The 14,904-nt window shown below is 66.8% G+C and carries 13 protein-coding genes; 8 read left to right on the forward strand and 5 right to left on the reverse strand.

Annotated elements, in window-relative coordinates; translation table 11 throughout:
- The first annotated feature begins 348 nt into the window (after positions 1-348).
- Positions 349-1,950, forward strand: coding sequence for a DNA-3-methyladenine glycosylase 2 family protein (locus AC3A4T_RS02915; protein ID WP_487673996.1), 1,602 nt, complete (start codon positions 349-351; stop codon positions 1,948-1,950).
- On the forward strand, positions 1,947-2,489 hold the full coding sequence (locus AC3A4T_RS02920) for a methylated-DNA--[protein]-cysteine S-methyltransferase (protein ID WP_487673997.1): 543 nt from the start codon (positions 1,947-1,949) through the stop codon (positions 2,487-2,489). Before AC3A4T_RS02915 ends, AC3A4T_RS02920 begins: the two co-directional genes overlap by 4 nt.
- Positions 2,490-2,535: 46 nt before the next feature.
- Here AC3A4T_RS02920 and AC3A4T_RS02925 read toward each other — a convergent pair whose 3' ends face one another.
- Entirely contained in the window at positions 2,536-3,813 is a 1,278-nt protein-coding gene (locus tag AC3A4T_RS02925; RefSeq protein ID WP_487673998.1) for a formimidoylglutamate deiminase, read from the reverse strand.
- Positions 3,814-3,890: 77 nt separating this feature from the next.
- Between AC3A4T_RS02925 and hutI the strand changes: the two genes are divergently transcribed.
- The 3 genes from hutI to AC3A4T_RS02940 all read left to right on the forward strand — a co-directional run bounded on the left by hutI (position 3,891) and on the right by AC3A4T_RS02940 (position 7,677).
- On the forward strand, positions 3,891-5,147 hold the full coding sequence (gene hutI / locus AC3A4T_RS02930) for an imidazolonepropionase (RefSeq protein WP_487673999.1): 1,257 nt from the start codon (positions 3,891-3,893) through the stop codon (positions 5,145-5,147).
- Between the two features lie 482 nt (positions 5,148-5,629).
- Complete coding sequence (locus AC3A4T_RS02935; protein ID WP_487674000.1) at positions 5,630-6,844, forward strand: dipeptidase; 1,215 nt, start codon at positions 5,630-5,632, stop codon at positions 6,842-6,844.
- Entirely contained in the window at positions 6,841-7,677 is an 837-nt protein-coding gene (locus AC3A4T_RS02940) for a DUF6348 family protein (RefSeq protein ID WP_487674001.1), read from the forward strand. The genes AC3A4T_RS02935 and AC3A4T_RS02940 overlap by 4 nt, the downstream gene beginning before the upstream one ends.
- 99 nt (positions 7,678-7,776) lie before the next feature.
- On the opposite strand, the gene AC3A4T_RS02945 is transcribed toward AC3A4T_RS02940, so the two are convergent.
- The 3 genes from AC3A4T_RS02945 to AC3A4T_RS02955 form a co-directional block, all read right to left on the reverse strand.
- Complete coding sequence (locus AC3A4T_RS02945; protein WP_487674002.1) at positions 7,777-8,412, reverse strand: outer membrane beta-barrel protein; 636 nt, start codon at positions 8,410-8,412, stop codon at positions 7,777-7,779.
- 237 nt (positions 8,413-8,649) lie between these two features.
- A complete protein-coding gene (locus AC3A4T_RS02950; protein ID WP_257720866.1) occupies positions 8,650-8,856 on the reverse strand; it encodes a 30S ribosomal protein THX in 207 nt (68 codons plus the stop codon).
- A 182-nt stretch (positions 8,857-9,038) separates the two neighbouring features.
- Positions 9,039-9,446, reverse strand: a complete 408-nt coding sequence (locus AC3A4T_RS02955) for a MerC domain-containing protein (RefSeq protein ID WP_036114664.1) — start codon at positions 9,444-9,446, stop codon at positions 9,039-9,041.
- Between the two features lie 103 nt (positions 9,447-9,549).
- Between AC3A4T_RS02955 and AC3A4T_RS02960 the strand changes: the two genes are divergently transcribed.
- The 3 genes from AC3A4T_RS02960 (at position 9,550) to AC3A4T_RS02970 (ending at position 13,922) form a co-directional block, all read left to right on the forward strand.
- On the forward strand, positions 9,550-11,574 hold the full coding sequence (locus tag AC3A4T_RS02960; protein WP_487674003.1) for a TonB-dependent receptor: 2,025 nt from the start codon (positions 9,550-9,552) through the stop codon (positions 11,572-11,574).
- Positions 11,575-11,776: 202 nt separating this feature from the next.
- The gene (locus AC3A4T_RS02965; protein WP_487674004.1) at positions 11,777-12,172 is read left to right on the forward strand and encodes a MarR family winged helix-turn-helix transcriptional regulator; all 396 of its coding nucleotides are present in this window, start codon (positions 11,777-11,779) and stop codon (positions 12,170-12,172) included.
- Between the two features lie 496 nt (positions 12,173-12,668).
- Positions 12,669-13,922, forward strand: coding sequence for an MFS transporter (locus AC3A4T_RS02970; protein WP_487674005.1), 1,254 nt, complete (start codon positions 12,669-12,671; stop codon positions 13,920-13,922).
- Between the two features lie 475 nt (positions 13,923-14,397).
- Here the strand turns inward: AC3A4T_RS02970 and AC3A4T_RS02975 are convergent, their stop codons facing one another.
- A complete protein-coding gene (locus tag AC3A4T_RS02975; protein ID WP_036114650.1) occupies positions 14,398-14,895 on the reverse strand; it encodes a transcriptional repressor in 498 nt (165 codons plus the stop codon).
- Between the last annotated feature and the right edge of the window lie 9 nt (positions 14,896-14,904).

Below are 14,904 nucleotides of genomic sequence, written 5' to 3' on the forward strand. Positions count from 1 at the left end.
CAAGTGCGGTGCTTACGCGGGCACGCGCCACACGGGACATCCTGTCCCGGTGGCGCGCGGCGCACATCCATGTGCGCCGCCCTTCGGGTGTGCTTTTGCTAACGCGAATTACAAGCCTCGCAGCGCTGGAAGTGAAATGCGAAATCCGGCCCGATCAACAGCAACGGCGAAGGCAAGAACCATCGCTGCCGCTACCGCTACCGCTACCGATGCCGATGCCGATGCCGCGACAGCAAAAAACCCGGTTGAGCAGCCTCACAACCCCGCCAATTCATCCCTCTGAATCCTTCCAGCATTGATGTCCGAATCCGGCGAGTCCCCCTCCCCGCCCGATGCTAGCCTTCCCCCATGAACAGCAAACCCGACCCCGTCGCCACCCCAAGCGCCTCGCTGCCGCAGTGGCAGGTGTGCGAACAGGCCCGGCTCAGCCGCGATCCGCGCTTCGACGGACTGTTCTTCACCGCGGTGACCAGCACCGGCATCTATTGCCGACCGGTGTGCCCGGCGCCCGCGGCCAAGCGCGAGAACGTCAAATACTTCGGCCATGCCGCCGCGGCCGAAGCCGCCGGGTTTCGGCCGTGCCTGCGCTGCCGTCCGGAGTTGTCGCCGGCCGAAGGCGCGTGGCGCCGCGGCGATGCGGCGATCGCGCGCGCGCTCAAGTTGATCGACGAAGGCGCGCTGGCCGAACAACCGCTGGCCGCGCTGGCCGAACGCGTCGGGCTCGGCGAACGTCAATTGCGGCGTTTGTTCGTCGACCGCCTCGGTGCGCCGCCGATCGGTGTGCATAGCACCCGCCGTTTGTTGTTCGCCAAGCAATTGCTCACCGAAACCCGCCTGCCGATCACCGAAGTCGCGATGGCCGCCGGTTTCGGCAGCCTGCGCCGCTTCAACACCACGTTTCGCGAGGCTTATCGTATGGCGCCGCGCGATCTGCGCCGGCATCCGAACGAAACCCCCGACAGCGACGGCGAAACGCTGGTGCTGCGGCTGGGCTATCGGCCGCCGTACGACTTCGCGCTGATGCTGGATTTCCTGCGCGGCCGCGCCCTGCCCGGCGTGGAGGTCGTCGACGAGCACAGTTACAGCCGGGTGATCGGACCGATCCAATCGCCGGGCTGGTTGCGGGTCAGCGCCTGGCCTAGCGCCAAAAACGAACCACAGCATGCGCTCAAGCTCGAATTGCACGGGCCGGCGCCGGCGCGGTTGCTGGAGATCATCAACCGCCTGCGGCGGATGTTCGATCTGGACGCCGACCCGAATGCGATCGGCGCGGCGCTGTCGGTCGATCCGCGACTGCGCGCGCTGGTCGCGAAGCGTCCCGGGCTGCGTTTGCCCAGCGGCTGGGACGGTTTCGAAATCTCGGTGCGCGCGATCCTCGGCCAACAGGTCAGCGTCGCCGCCGCGCGCACGCTCGCTTCGCGCACCGCGCAACGTTTCGGACAACCGCTGCCGAAAGCGTTCGGCCCCGGACTGGAGCATCTGTTCCCGACGCCCGAAGCGCTGGCCGATGCGGATCTGGCCGAAATAGGTCTGACCCGCGCCCGCGCCGACACCGTGCGCACCGTGGCGCGCGCATTGCTCGACGGCCGGGTCGACTTCCGCACCGAACGCACGCTCGACGAGTTCGTCGCGCGCTGGGTCGCGCTGCCGGGGATCGGGCCGTGGACCGCGCACTACATCGCGTTGCGCGCGCTCGGCCATCCCGATGCGTTCCCGGCCGACGATCTGGTCCTGCAAAAAGCCCTGCCCGAAGACGGCATCCGCATGAGCGCGAAGGCGCTCAACGCGCGCGCCGAAGCGTGGCGACCGTGGCGCGCGTACGCGGTGATCCAGATCTGGCGCGACAGCATGTCGACGCCGCTCGCGAAGAACGCGGTCAAGCCCGCACCCGCGATCGCGCCGCCGGGCGAAGCGCCGATGAAGACGCGCAGAGCGAGGAAGGCCGCATGAGCACGAACATCCGACTCAAGGACGGCGCGGTCACCTACCAGCACATCGATAGCCCGGTCGGGCGCCTGCTGCTCGCCAGCGGCGACGACGGTTTGCGCCTGATCGAATTCGAAGCGCCGTGGCATCCGGTGTCGATGGGCGATGGCTGGCGCGAGGGCGACGATGCGGTGCTCGCCGAAACCCGCAGGCAACTGGCCGAATATTTCGCCGGTAACCGCAAGACCTTCGATCTGCCGCTGGCTCCGCACGGCACGCCGTTCCAGATGCAGTGCTGGCGCACGCTCGCGTTGATCGGCTGGGGCGAAACCTGGAGTTATGGGCAGATGGCGCGGCACATGGGCCAACCGAGCGCGACCCGCGCGGTCGGCGCCGCCAACGGCCGCAACCCGCTGCCGATCGTGCTGCCCTGCCACCGAGTGATCGGCGCCGACGGCAGTCTAACCGGTTTCGGCGGCGGCCTGCCGACCAAGCAATTCCTGCTGACCCACGAAGGCGTGCTGGGACAGCCGGCGCCGATCGCGGATCTGTTCGCGGTTTGATCGCGGCTGATCGAAAGGTCAGATCGCCGACCCCATCCAGAAAAAATCAATCGGCCAGCAACGCCCGCAAGGTCCGCGCATAGCGCGCCGCGATCGCCGCGTGCTCGCGATGACGCCCGTCGGCCACGACCTGACGGCCGCCGACATGCACCTCGCGCAGCACGCTGCGATTGCCGCTGAACAACCAGCGGTCGATGCAATCCTCGTCGCTCGCGCCGGCCAGCGCCGGCGCGTCGCTGTCCAGGGTTAGCGTGTCGCCGTCGAGGCTGGCCCGATCGAAACCGGTCGAACGCGATGCACTCGCGACCACGTCGCGCAACAGGGTTTCGCCGACACTGCTCGACGCTTCGCTCACCGCGATATTGCGTCGACGCGTGAGCAAGCGCTGGCCGTATTCGAGCCAGCGCAGTTCCTCGACCGGCGACACCGAAATATGCGAGTCCGAGCCCACGCCCCAAAACCCGCCGGCATCGAGGTAATCGCGCAGCGGGAAAAAGCCGTCGCCCAGATTGGCCTCGGTGGTGGTGCAGATCGCCACGGTCGCGCCGCTGCGGGCGATGCCCTGCACTTCGGCCTCGTCGAGGTGGGTGGCATGCACCAGGGTCCAGCGTTCGTCGACCTGCGCATTGTCCAGCAGCCATTGCACCGGCCGCGCCTTGCGCACGGCGAGGCAGTCCTCGACCTCGGCGACCTGTTCGGCGATATGCACATGCACGCGGCTGTCGGCCGGCAGCGCCGCGAGCACCTCGCGCATCGGTCCGGGCGGCACCGCGCGCAGGCTGTGCAGGCAGCAGCCCACCCGCAGCAGTTCATCGGCTTCGCCGCGCAAGGTGTCGAGCAATGTCAGATACGCGTCGACCTCGTGACCGAAGCGGCGCTGGCGTTCGCCGAGCGGGCGTTCGTCGAAGCCGCCGGTCATGTACAGCACCGGCAACAGGGTCATGCGGATGCCGGTTTCGCGCGCGGCGGCGATCAGCGCGCGCGACATCGCCGCCGGGTCGGCGTACGGCCGGCCGTCGGGCGCGTGATGCAGATAATGGAACTCGCACACGCTGGTGTAGCCGGCTTCGAGCATCTCCACGTACAACTGGGTCGCGACCGCGTGCAGCGCCTCGGGAGTGAAGCGCGCGGCGAACCGGTACATGGTTTCGCGCCAGGTCCAGAAGCTGTCGGCGGGGTTGGTCTGGCGCTCGGCCATGCCGGCCATCGCGCGCTGGAACGCGTGCGAATGCAGGTTGGCGATGCCCGGAACGACGCGATCGCCGGCGGCGTCGCCGCGCCAGCCGGCGGGGGTCCAGATGCGGTGGGAGGCGGGAGTGGTCATGCGCGCATTCTCGCCTGCGCGGCCGCGCAACGCGACCTTCGCGCGAGCGGACAGGGCAAGCGACTAGAATCGGCACGATGAGCCTCTCGACCTCCCCCGACCATCGCCGCTACGACGGCCTGATCCTCGGCGCCTCGCTCGCCACCCTCGACTGCGCCGACGGCTACGGTGAAGTCGCCGACGCCGCGCTGGCCTGGCGCGACGGCCGCATTGCCCATATCGGGCCGCGCGCCGCGCTGGCGGGCGACCCGGCCGAACTGGCCGCCACGGTGATCCAGGCCGACGGCTGGATCACCCCCGGCCTGATCGACTGTCACACCCACCTGGTGTTCGCCGGCGACCGCGCCCGCGAGTTCGAGCTGCGCCTGCAGGGCGCGAGTTACGAAGCCATCGCCCGCGCCGGCGGCGGCATCGTCTCCAGCGTTCGCGCCACCCGCGAGGCCAGCGAGGACGAACTGCTGCGCCAGTCGCTGCCGCGCGCGCGCGCGCTGCTGGCCGACGGCGCCACCAGTCTGGAGATCAAGTCCGGCTACGGCCTGGACTTCGACAACGAACGCAAGATGCTGCGGGTCGCGCGCCGGATCGGCGAGCTCCTCGGCGTGCGGGTGCGCACCACCTACCTCGGCGCGCATGCGCTGCCGCCGGAATTCAGCGACCGCGCCGACGCCTACATCGACGCGGTCTGCGAATGGATGCCGCGCCTGCACGCGGAAACGTTGATCGACGCGGTCGATGCGTTCTGCGAAGGCATCGGCTTCAGCCCGGCGCAAACCCGGCGCGTGTTCGAAACCGCGCGCGCGCTCGGCCTGCCGGTCAAGCTGCATGCCGACCAGCTCAGCGATCTCGGCGGCGGCGCATTGGCCGCTGCGTTCGATGGGCTGTCGGCCGATCACGTCGAACACACCTCGCTCGACAGCGTGCGCGCGATGGCCGAGCACGGCACGGTCGCGGTGCTGCTGCCCGGTGCGTTCCATGTGCTGCGCGAAACCAAGCTGCCGCCGCTGCAGGCGTTCCGCGATCACGGCGTGGCGATGGCGGTGGCGACCGACTGCAACCCGGGCACTTCGCCCTTGCTGTCGCTGCGCCAGGCCATGCAGTTGGCGTGCACGCATTTCCGCCTGACGCCCGAGGAAGCGCTGCGCTGCGCGACCGTGCATGCGGCGCGCGCGTTGGGGCTCGACGACGCGGGCGTGCTGCGGGTCGGGGCGCGCGCGGACTTCGTGCAGTGGGATATCGGGCATCCGGCCGAGTTGTGTTACTGGCTCGGCGGGCGGCTGGCGCGGCGGGTGGTCGCGGATGGGCGGGTATTGGTCGAGCGTGGCGAGCAGGATTGATGCGCTGGCGCGCGATGGCGTAACGATTACGCGTTGAGTGCCGCATGCGCAGCCAAGGCATCGGCGGCCGGGCCTATCGACACCGACGTTCGAGCGCCGCGCGAAATAACATCGCCCCCTTTGAAAAAGGGGGCCGCGCCGACGCAGGCACGAAGCCTTTGCATACCCGATAGCGCGGGGGGATTTGCTTTTCACCGTGGCTGCGCTGGGCTTCGTGGCTAAAAGCAAATCCCCCCTGCCCCCCTTTTCCAAAGGGGGGAACAGCACGGCGTTGGGGGCCTACGCAGCGGACTTCAACGACGAAACAGCAACCGCCTGACGAGCAGCCACGCGCTAGCAAGAGCATCCGCTCGCGTCTACGCTCCTCGACAACGGCGCCCCCACCAACGCTGCGCCGCCGCAAGGCTCCGTCCCCGCGCTGTTGTACGCTGAGCGCCCACCGCGCCGCATCGTGCGCGCGGTCATCCCGATCCGGAGGTCATGTGCGCATCGCCGTTCTCGCTTTAGCCGTCGCCGCTGTCGCCCTGTCGTCGCCGCTGATCGCGCAAGCCGACCAGCCCCTCAGCGCTGGCCAGCGCTTCGCCCAGGACGCGATCATCGTCGATACCCACATCGACGCGCCCAGCCTGCTGCTGCGCAACTGGAACGACCTCGGCGTGGACACGCCCAAGGTCGAGTTCGACTACCCGCGCGCGCGTCAGGGCGGGCTGGATGTCGCCTTCATGTCGATCTACACCTCGCCGGCCGAAGACGCCGCCGGCACCGCCACTCAAACCGCGCACACCCAGATCGATGCGGTGGAGGCGATGGTCGGACGCCGTCCCGATCAGTTCGCGGTGCTGCGCAGCCCGAAGGATCTCGAACGCCTGCACCAACGCGGCCAGCGCGTGCTGCTGGCGCTGGGCATGGAGAACGGCGCGCCGATCGGCGACGACCTGTCCAGGCTCAAGCTGTTCCATGCGCGCGGCGTGCGCTACATCACCCTCGCCCACAGCGAGGACAACCGGATCAGCGATTCGTCCTACGACAAACACCGCAAATGGAAGGGCCTGAGCCCGTTCGGCGAGAAAGTCGTCGACGAAATGAACCTGCTCGGCATCATGGTCGACGTCTCGCACCTGTCCGACGACGCGGTGCGCGACGTGCTCGCGCGCAGCAAGGCGCCGGTGATCGCCAGCCACTCGGGCCTGCGCCATTTCACCCCCGGCTTCGAACGCAACCTCAGCGACGAGTTGGCCAAGGCGGTCGCGGCCAAGGGCGGCGTGGTCCAGGTGGTGTTCGGCAACGCCTTCGTCGATCCGGCCTCGGCCGCCGACACGCAAGCGTATTTCGACGCCAGCGCCAAGTTCGAACAAGAACAGGCCGCCGCGCGCGCGCGCGGCGACAAGCCGCGCAGCGAAAAGGAATTCGACGACGCCTGGCAGGCGGCGCATCCGCCGCGCACGGTCAAGATCGATGCGGTGCTCGATCAGATCGACTACGGCGTCAAGTTGCTCGGCGCCGATCACATCGGCATCGGCTCGGACTTCGACGGCGTCAGCGGCGCCCTGCCCGAAGGGCTCAAGTCGGTCGCCGATTATCCGAATCTGATCGAAGGGCTGAAGGCGCGCGGCCATTCCGACGAGACCATCCGCAAGGTGCTCGGCGGCAATCTGCTGCGCGTGTGGACGCGGGTCGAGGCCTTGGCGACTCCATGAGCGAACCGACCGACGCGCAGACGACGCACGCATTCGAACCGAACCCGGCCAATCCGGGTTCGGCCAGTTACGGCCATCTGACCTTCGCCCCCGAGGGCGAGGAAAGCTGGGTCGAACCGTTCGACCTGACCGAGTTGGCGGCGAAGGTGCTCGGCGAACTCGGCCACGAAGTCCGCGTGGACGGCGACTGGATCGAATTACCTTCCAGTGGCCTGTATCTGCTGCCGCAGTTGATCGAGTTCGATATCCGTCCCGACGGCAACATCCACGTCGCCACGACCATGCAGTGCAATCACGCCAGCTTGCTTCCGCAAGGCCTGTTCGAATACCAGTACGCGGTCCAGGAAACCTTCGACGAAGCCGCCGCGCTCGGCTTCAATCAATGGGCGCGCACCGACCTGCCGGTGCTACTCGATGCGACCCGCGAAACGGCCGAAGCCTGCATGCAGATGCGCATGGACTTCGCCGCCGAAGGCGGTCGACCGGCGTACGCGCGCCGGGTGTTGTTCGGACCGGTCGCGCATTACGGCCGGGTGCCGCGCGAGGCCGCCACCAATGAAGACGGCGACGATGACGAGCACGACTTCTGTCCGTGTTGTCTGTTCACCCACTCCATCGACACCTTCAAACCGCTGCTTCAGAGCGAAGCGCTGTACGGCCTGCGCCTGTTCGCCTCGCGCGACGAAGACGGCGAGTGCCAGTCCGACTGCCGCGCCAACGGCGAGGAATGGCCGCAGGGCCTGGAGGCCTTGCGCGCCTATGCCGCCACTTGGCCGGGCACGCATATGGAATATCGCAAGCAGTACGTGATCGTGCAGAACGTCGTCGACTGAAGCGACGGCTCGGCGATCGCGATCGCGATTGCACGAATCGCAGGCGCAAAAAAAAGCCCGGTTCGCACCGGGCTTTTTCGTTTCAAACGAACGCAACGATCAGAAGCTGGCGCGGATGCCCAGGCTCAGCTGATTGTGGTCGTCGCCGAATTCGGCTTCGCCGACCAGGCCCCAGATGTGATTGAACTTGACCTGGGCGCCGATGGTGCCGCTGAACTCGCTGTCGTACGCGTCGCCGTCGGTGTAGTTGGCCTTGACCCAGCCTTCGAAGTTGCTGGCCAGCTTGCCGCGCAGACCGAGCGAGGCGCGGAAGTCGTCGGCGCGATCGAACTCGTCGTCCTCATCGACCTCGACATCGGTGCCCACGTAGCTCAGCTCGCCGGTCCAGTCGACGCGGTCCGACAGCGTGTGGTGGTAACCGAAGCCGACTTCGTACTGGGACAGGTCGATGCCGACTTCGCCCAGCTTGATGTCCTGAAAGCGCACCGCGACATCGTCGTCGCCCTGGCGGTAACCGCCGAACAGGTGGAACGCATCGCCGAGCGCGACCGAACCCTTGATGTAGCCGCCGCCGGCCTTGATGTCGTCGACCGAATATTCGCTGTCGACGGTCGGCAGTTCGACCTTGCTCTGCGAGGCGCCGAATTCGACGTAGGAATAGCTCAGACCGTCGGCGGCCGCGGCGGCCGAGGACGCGGTGGCGAGAAGGATGGCCAGCGCGAGTTGCTTCTTCATAAAGATCCCCTTGATCCTTGAGTTGGTTAGACGTCCCTTTCCTCGGGAACGGCGCGCATCTTAATGAAAAAATCACATTCCGTGAAGTTTTTTTGACGGCGCTCACACAAACACACAAATTCCATGCAAGCCCCGGCACCGTAATCGACATCGCATGCGTAATCGCAGTGACTCGCGGGCAAAAAAAAGCCCCGCGATGCGGGGCTTTTCGTCAGGCGGAACAACCGGCGGGACGGATTACTCCTTGCTCGCGGCCTTCTTCGCCACGACCTTCTTGGCCGGCGCCTTGGCGACGGCGGTCTTGGCGGCCTTCTTCACCGCCGGGGCGGCGGCGGTGCCGGCGGCCTTGGTCACGGCCTTGCTGCGGGCGTTGCCGTAGCTGGAGTTGTAGCGCTTGCCCTTGGCGGTCTTGCGGTCGCCTTTACCCATGGTCGTGCTCCTAATTAAGACGTTGAACGTTGTATCGAATGGTGGTCCGCGCAGACTGCAGGCGGGTCGGCCGGAAGATCCGGACCGCCTCTCGATGAAGAGATCGGACCGGCTACCGGCGCAGCGCGGCCGCGCGCGAGGCTGCGAAGCCTAGCACAAGCGTCCGGACTCGGTCTCCAGGCCGGCGTCGAAGGGCTTCAGTGGGCGCAGCTGGCGTCGTGGACGTGGCCGTGGTTGAGCCGCAGATTGGCCAGATGGGCCAGGCCGACCAGGGTGCCGCCGAAGGTCATCACGATCGCATGCGGCAACAGCGCGCCGTGCAGCGGCGGGTACAAAACCCCGCTCCACAGCACGATCAGGCCCGGAATCAGCAGCGACAGCGCGCGCACCGCGTGGTGGCGGCGATAGCCCGACCACACGCTGAAACCGCCCAGCAAGGTGGCGAAGATCACGAACGCGAGTTCGAAGCGATGGCCGAACCAGCTGGACAGGCCCAGCGAGGGCAGCACCGCGATCAGCAATGGCAAGGCGGCGCAATGCACGGCGCAGGCCAGCGAGCCGACGGCGCCGATACGGTCCAACAAGCCGCGTAGAAATGAAGGCATGGGGGATGACTTCTGGGATAGTTGTCAATTCAGTAACGTTACTTTATAACATTTCACCCAGGCCCGCCAGCCTCCCCCACCCATCTTTTCCAGTCGGTCCGCCATGCCCAAGCCCATCGTGTCGTCTCCGCTAGCTCGCCGCAGCGCACTCGTCCTTGCCCTGACCCTGGCCCTGCCGCTGACCCAGGCGGTCGCCCAGGATACCGCCAGCCCGTCCAACCCCAGCGATACCCGCCACGACAAGGCTACCAGCCTGGACGCGGTGGTCGTTACCGCCACGCCGCTGCAGTCCAGCGCCGAGGAACTGGCGCAACCGGTGGAAGTGCTGTCGGGCGAGAAGCTCGACGAAGCGCGCGGCGCTACCCTCGGCGAAACCGTCGGCAAGCTGCCGGGCGTGCAGAGTTCCAACTTCGGCGCCGGCGTCGGCCGGCCGATCATCCGCGGCATGGAAGGCCCGCGCGTGGGCGTGATGACCGGCGGCCTGGCCAGCCAGGACGTGTCCACCGTCAGCCAGGACCACAACGCCGCGGTCGAGCCGTTCCTGGCCGACCAGATCGAGGTGCTCAAGGGCCCGGCCACCTTGTTGTATGGCAGCGGCGCGATCGGCGGCGTGGTCAACATCGTCGACGGCCGCATCGCCGAGAAGCCGCTCGACGAAACCGTGTCCGGCCGCGCCGAAGTGCGCCGCAGCTCGGTCAGCAACGGCGTCACCGGCATGGCCCGGGTCGACGCCAGCGGCGCCGACGGCGCGCTGGTACTGCACGCCGACGGCGTGTACCGCAACAACGACGACTACGACACCCCGCTCGGCCGCCAGCGCAACAGCTTCGTCGACACCAAGACCGGCGCACTCGGCGCGTCGTTGGTCGGCGATGTCGGTTTCCTGGGTTTTTCCGCCGCGCGTTATGAAGACAAGTACGGCAATCCCGGCGAACCGGGCAACGCCGAGGAAGGCGAATCGCCGGTGCATATCGACATGCGCCAGAACCGGTTCGAACTCAAGGGCGGCATCAACCAGGAATTCGGCATCTTCAGCGGCCTGCGCGCGAGCGTGGCCGACACCGAATACGAGCACACCGAATTCGAAGGCAGCGAGGTCGGCACGCGCTTCCTCAACGACGCGACCGAAGGCCGGCTGGAACTGACCCACAAGCCGCTGGCCGGCTGGATCGGCGCGATCGGCCTGCAAGGGTACGAGCGCACCTTCCAGGCGATCGGCGAAGAAGCCTTCGTGCCGAAGACCAAGACCCGCGCGGCCGGCCTGTTCCTGACCGAACAGCGCAAGTGGGATCAGCTGCAGATCGAACTGGGCGCGCGCATCGACAAGGTGGAAAGCTCGCCCAGCGGCGCGGCCAAGCGCGATTTCAATCCGCTCAGCCTGTCGGCCGGGGCGCTGTGGAAATTCAACGACGCCTGGCGCCTGACCTTCAACCTCGATCGCGCCGAACGCGCACCGGCCGAGGAAGAACTGTTCGCCAACGGCCTGCACGCGGCGACCGCCTCGTTCGAGATCGGCGATGCCAATCTGCGCAAGGAGCGCGCGAACCAGTTCGAACTCGGCCTGCATTACCACGGCGCGAAGTTCGAAGCGAAACTGGCCGCGTACCAGACCCGTTTCGACGGCTTCATCTATCTGCTCGACACCGGCGCGTTCGAAGAAGACAATCCGGTGCGCCAGTGGAGCCAGGCCGATGCCACCTTCACCGGTTTCGAAGGCGAGGCGATCGCTCATCTGTTCGACGGCGACGCCGGCAGGTTCGACGTGCGCCTGTTCGGCGACACGGTGCGCGCCAAGCTCGACAACGGCGGCGGCAACCTGCCGCGGATCGCGCCGTCGCGCATCGGCGGCGAACTGCGCTGGGACGCCGACAGCTGGCGCGCGTCGCTCGGCGCGACCCGTTACATGAAGCAGGACAAGGTCGCGCTCAACGAAACCCCGACCGACGGCTACACCCTGGTCGACGCGCACATGGCCTATCACTGGGATTCCGGCAACCTGGGTTACGAAGTGTTTCTCGACGGCACCAACCTGACCGACCAGGTCGCGCGGGTGCACACCTCGTTCCTCAAGGACAGCGTGGTGCTGCCGGGCCGCGGCGTCGATTTCGGCGTGCGCGTGTTCTTCTGACCATTGCCGTCGATGCATCGTTTGCGGGGTTGAACCGACTCTCTCCAGGTCGTTTGTAGCACTTCCCCACAGCCCCGAACGCCGGCCGTCGCGCCGGCGTTTGCGGTGCTGGCGCAGATAGGTGTATATACACATAATGACCGACAGCAACGACCTCGTCGCAATCTCCGCACCCTCGCCCGGCGTCTGCACCTGTTTTCGCATGCGCAAGCTTTCGCGCCTGATGAGCCAACGCTACGACCAGGCGCTGGCGCCGGCCGGGGTCAATCTCAACCAGTACTCGATCCTGCGCCGCACCGGCGGCCAGGGCCGGCCCTTGGGTGAGATCGCGCACGAACTGGGCATGGACCGCAGCACCTTGAGCCGCGACCTTAAGCCTCTGATCGAAGCGGGCTGGATTGAAGCGGTCGCCGGCGACGACGCGCGCCAGCGGCGCCTGCGCATCACCCGCGCCGGGCGCAAGGTGATCGACCGCGCGATGCCGCTGTGGCGGGTGGCGCAGGACGAGATTGATCGCGGGCTGGGGGTGGATGGGATCGCGTTGTTGCATGCGCAGTTGGATGCGGCGATTGCGCAGTTGCAGGGGGCGAGTCGGTGATGAGGTCGGTTGCTTGCTCATCCATGCGCCTGGGGCGTGCGGGCAACCGAGGTCGCGCAACGTTACTCCGCGACGAAAGCTGCCTGCGCGACGCAATCTTCTTGGACGACGACGCCCGCAACTTTCTTGGACAACGACGCTTCTGTGTACCACGCAACCTTCGACCGTTGCGCAACCTTTCCACCGTCATTCCCGCGAAGGCGGGAATCCAGTGACTTTCGTGCGTAAGAGTTGGACGTCGGGATATGAGTGCTCTTTGGCCTATGCGCTTAAAAGCAACACACCCAGACTTCAAAGCTTCTCGCACGAAAGTCACTGGATTCCCGCCTTCGCGGGAATGACGGCAAAAGAGTAAGTCACGCGGCTGAGGCAGCAACTGCAACTGCAACTGCAACTGAAATTAGAACTGCTACTGCTACTGCTACTGCAACATGGTGTCCGTGACCCGCACTGAAAACCCCAACGCCGTCCAGCCTCAGCCACCGCCGAGATCCCCATGAGCCCCACCCCCACCGCGTCTGTTGGCCCCAAGCCCGCCTCCTACTGGCCGCTGCTGCTCGCCGCCACCGCGATGCTGATGATCACCATGGGCATCCGCCAATCGCAGGGGCTGCTGATCAAGCCGATCGGTCACAGCACCGGCCTGGGCATCGCCGAGATCAGTTTCGCACTGGCGATCGGGCAGTTCGTGTGGGGCGCGGTGCAGCCGGTGTTCGGCGCGCTCGCCGATCAGCGCGGGCCCGGGCGGGTGCTGGTGTTCGGCGGCGTGCTGTTGATCGCCGGCATGGCGCTGACGCCGCTGGTGTCTTCGCAATGGGGATTGATCGTCACCCTGGGCCTGCTCGGCGCGGCCGGCGCGGGCGCGGGCAGTTTCTCGATCCTGATCGGCGCGACCGCGCAACGCCTGCCGGCCGAGAAGCGTTCGATGGCGGCCGGGGTGATCAACGCCGGCGGCTCGCTGGGCCAGTTCGTATTCGCGCCGCTGGTGCAGGCGGTGATCGCCGCGGCGGGCTGGATGGCGGCGATGTGGACGCTGGCCGTGGCCGCGGTCGCTACCTTGCCCTTGGCCTGGCCGTTGCGACGCCGCGCCGAGCCGGTCGTGCCGTCGGCGACCACGCCCGCCGCCGCGCCCGGCATCGGCCTGCGCGAGCAACTGCGCATCGCCTTGCGCGATCGCAGCTACTGGATGCTGCACGTGGGCTTTTTCACCTGCGGCTTCCACATCGCTTTCCTGGTCACCCATCTGCCCGGCGAGATCGCGTTGTGCGGGCTGTCGGACAACGTGTCGGCGATGGCGCTGGCCTTGATCGGTTTGTTCAACGTCGCCGGCAGTCTGGCGGCGGGCTGGCTCGGCCAGCGCTACCGCATGAAGCATCTGCTCGCGCTGATGTACGCCAGCCGCGCCGCGATGATCGCGATCTATCTGATCTCGCCGCCGACGCCGCTGACCTTCTACCTGTTCGCCGCGGGCCTGGGCGTGACCTGGCTGGCGACGGTGCCGCCGACTGCCGGCCTGGTCGGCAAACTGTTCGGGCCGCGCTATCTGGGCACGTTGTTCGGGCTGACGTTGCTGTCGCATCAGACCGGCGGTTTCTTCGGCGCCTGGCTGGGCGGCTTGGCGATGGCCAAGTTCGGCGACTATAGCTGGATGTGGTACGCCGATATCGCGTTGGCGCTGATCGCGGCGCTGGCGAATCTGCCGATTCGCGAGGCGCGACCGGTGCGGGTGGGTGGGTTGGCGGCGGCTTGATTCGGGATTCGGGATTCGGGATTCGGGATTCGGGATTCGGGATTCGGGATTCGGGGTGATGATTCGATGCTCGGCATTGGAGGTCGAGCACGCAATGAACCCCACCCATGCCCCCCCCTACCGATTCCCCCCTTTGAAAAAGGGGGGCCAGGGGGGATTTGCTCTTGCGATCAGATCGCCGCGTACTGCCGCGAAAAGCGAATCCCCCGCGCCAATCGGCGACGATCGGACTTCAAGCAACGCAGGGCGCAGCCCCCTTTTTCAAAGGGGGCGAATTCTCGTGGTGATTCGTCGATACGCGAGTTGCCGCGGTTAGACAGCGCGCCGCAGTCGATCGGCGAATACGTTGTCGAAGCGACCGTTGCGGCTCTTTACGCCATCTGACACAGCATTGTGCGAAATTCCGAGCAAGCTAAGACGCCTGTGCAGCCGTAACTTATAAGAGGCTTATGCAAGCTCCGCCTCGCTCACCGCTTCAAGCCTGCGCCGCTTTCGCCTCAACGCAATCCGCGCACAACCCATGCACTTCCAAAGTCTGCGCCTGCGGCACGAAACCCAGCGCGCGCGCGCGGCTTTCGAGCAGGTCGACGATGCGTTCGTCTTCCAGCTCCATCGCCGACTGGCAGTTGTCGCAGATCAGGAACGGCACCGCATGCTGGGCGCCGCCCGGATGATGGCAGCCGACGAAGGCGTTGATCGACGCGAGCTTATGGATGAAGCCGTGCTCGAGCAGGAAATCCAGCGCGCGATAAATCGTCGGCGGCGCCGCGGCGTCGTGGGTGGCCTTCATCTGATCGAGCAGGTCGTAAGCCTTCATCGGCTTGCCGGCCGCGGCGATCAGGCGCAAGGCGTGCGCGCGGATCGGCGTCAGCCGCAGCCCGCGTTGCTCGCAGGCCCGCTCGACCTCATGCACGAAGGCGTCGCCGTCGTGGACGTGGTGTTGGGGATCGGTGCAGGCGTGGCTGGTGCTCATTGCGGACTC

The organism is Lysobacter sp. Soil_N_51, from assembly GCF_057655755.1.

Bases quoted from the DNA above. Each gene is read 5' to 3' on its own strand.
- AC3A4T_RS02955 (WP_036114664.1), bottom strand. From the start codon at position 9,446: ATGCCTTCATTTCTACGCGGCTTGTTGGACCGTATCGGCGCCGTCGGC.
- hutI (WP_487673999.1), top strand. From the start codon at position 3,891: ATGAGCCTCTCGACCTCCCCCGACCATCGCCGCTACGACGGCCTGATC.
- AC3A4T_RS02975 (WP_036114650.1), bottom strand. From the start codon at position 14,895: ATGAGCACCAGCCACGCCTGCACCGATCCCCAACACCACGTCCACGAC.
- AC3A4T_RS02945 (WP_487674002.1), bottom strand. From the start codon at position 8,412: ATGAAGAAGCAACTCGCGCTGGCCATCCTTCTCGCCACCGCGTCCTCG.
- AC3A4T_RS02915 (WP_487673996.1), top strand. From the start codon at position 349: ATGAACAGCAAACCCGACCCCGTCGCCACCCCAAGCGCCTCGCTGCCG.
- AC3A4T_RS02965 (WP_487674004.1), top strand. From the start codon at position 11,777: ATGCGCAAGCTTTCGCGCCTGATGAGCCAACGCTACGACCAGGCGCTG.
- AC3A4T_RS02920 (WP_487673997.1), top strand. From the start codon at position 1,947: ATGAGCACGAACATCCGACTCAAGGACGGCGCGGTCACCTACCAGCAC.
- AC3A4T_RS02970 (WP_487674005.1), top strand. From the start codon at position 12,669: ATGAGCCCCACCCCCACCGCGTCTGTTGGCCCCAAGCCCGCCTCCTAC.
- AC3A4T_RS02925 (WP_487673998.1), bottom strand. From the start codon at position 3,813: ATGACCACTCCCGCCTCCCACCGCATCTGGACCCCCGCCGGCTGGCGC.
- AC3A4T_RS02960 (WP_487674003.1), top strand. From the start codon at position 9,550: ATGCCCAAGCCCATCGTGTCGTCTCCGCTAGCTCGCCGCAGCGCACTC.
- AC3A4T_RS02940 (WP_487674001.1), top strand. From the start codon at position 6,841: ATGAGCGAACCGACCGACGCGCAGACGACGCACGCATTCGAACCGAAC.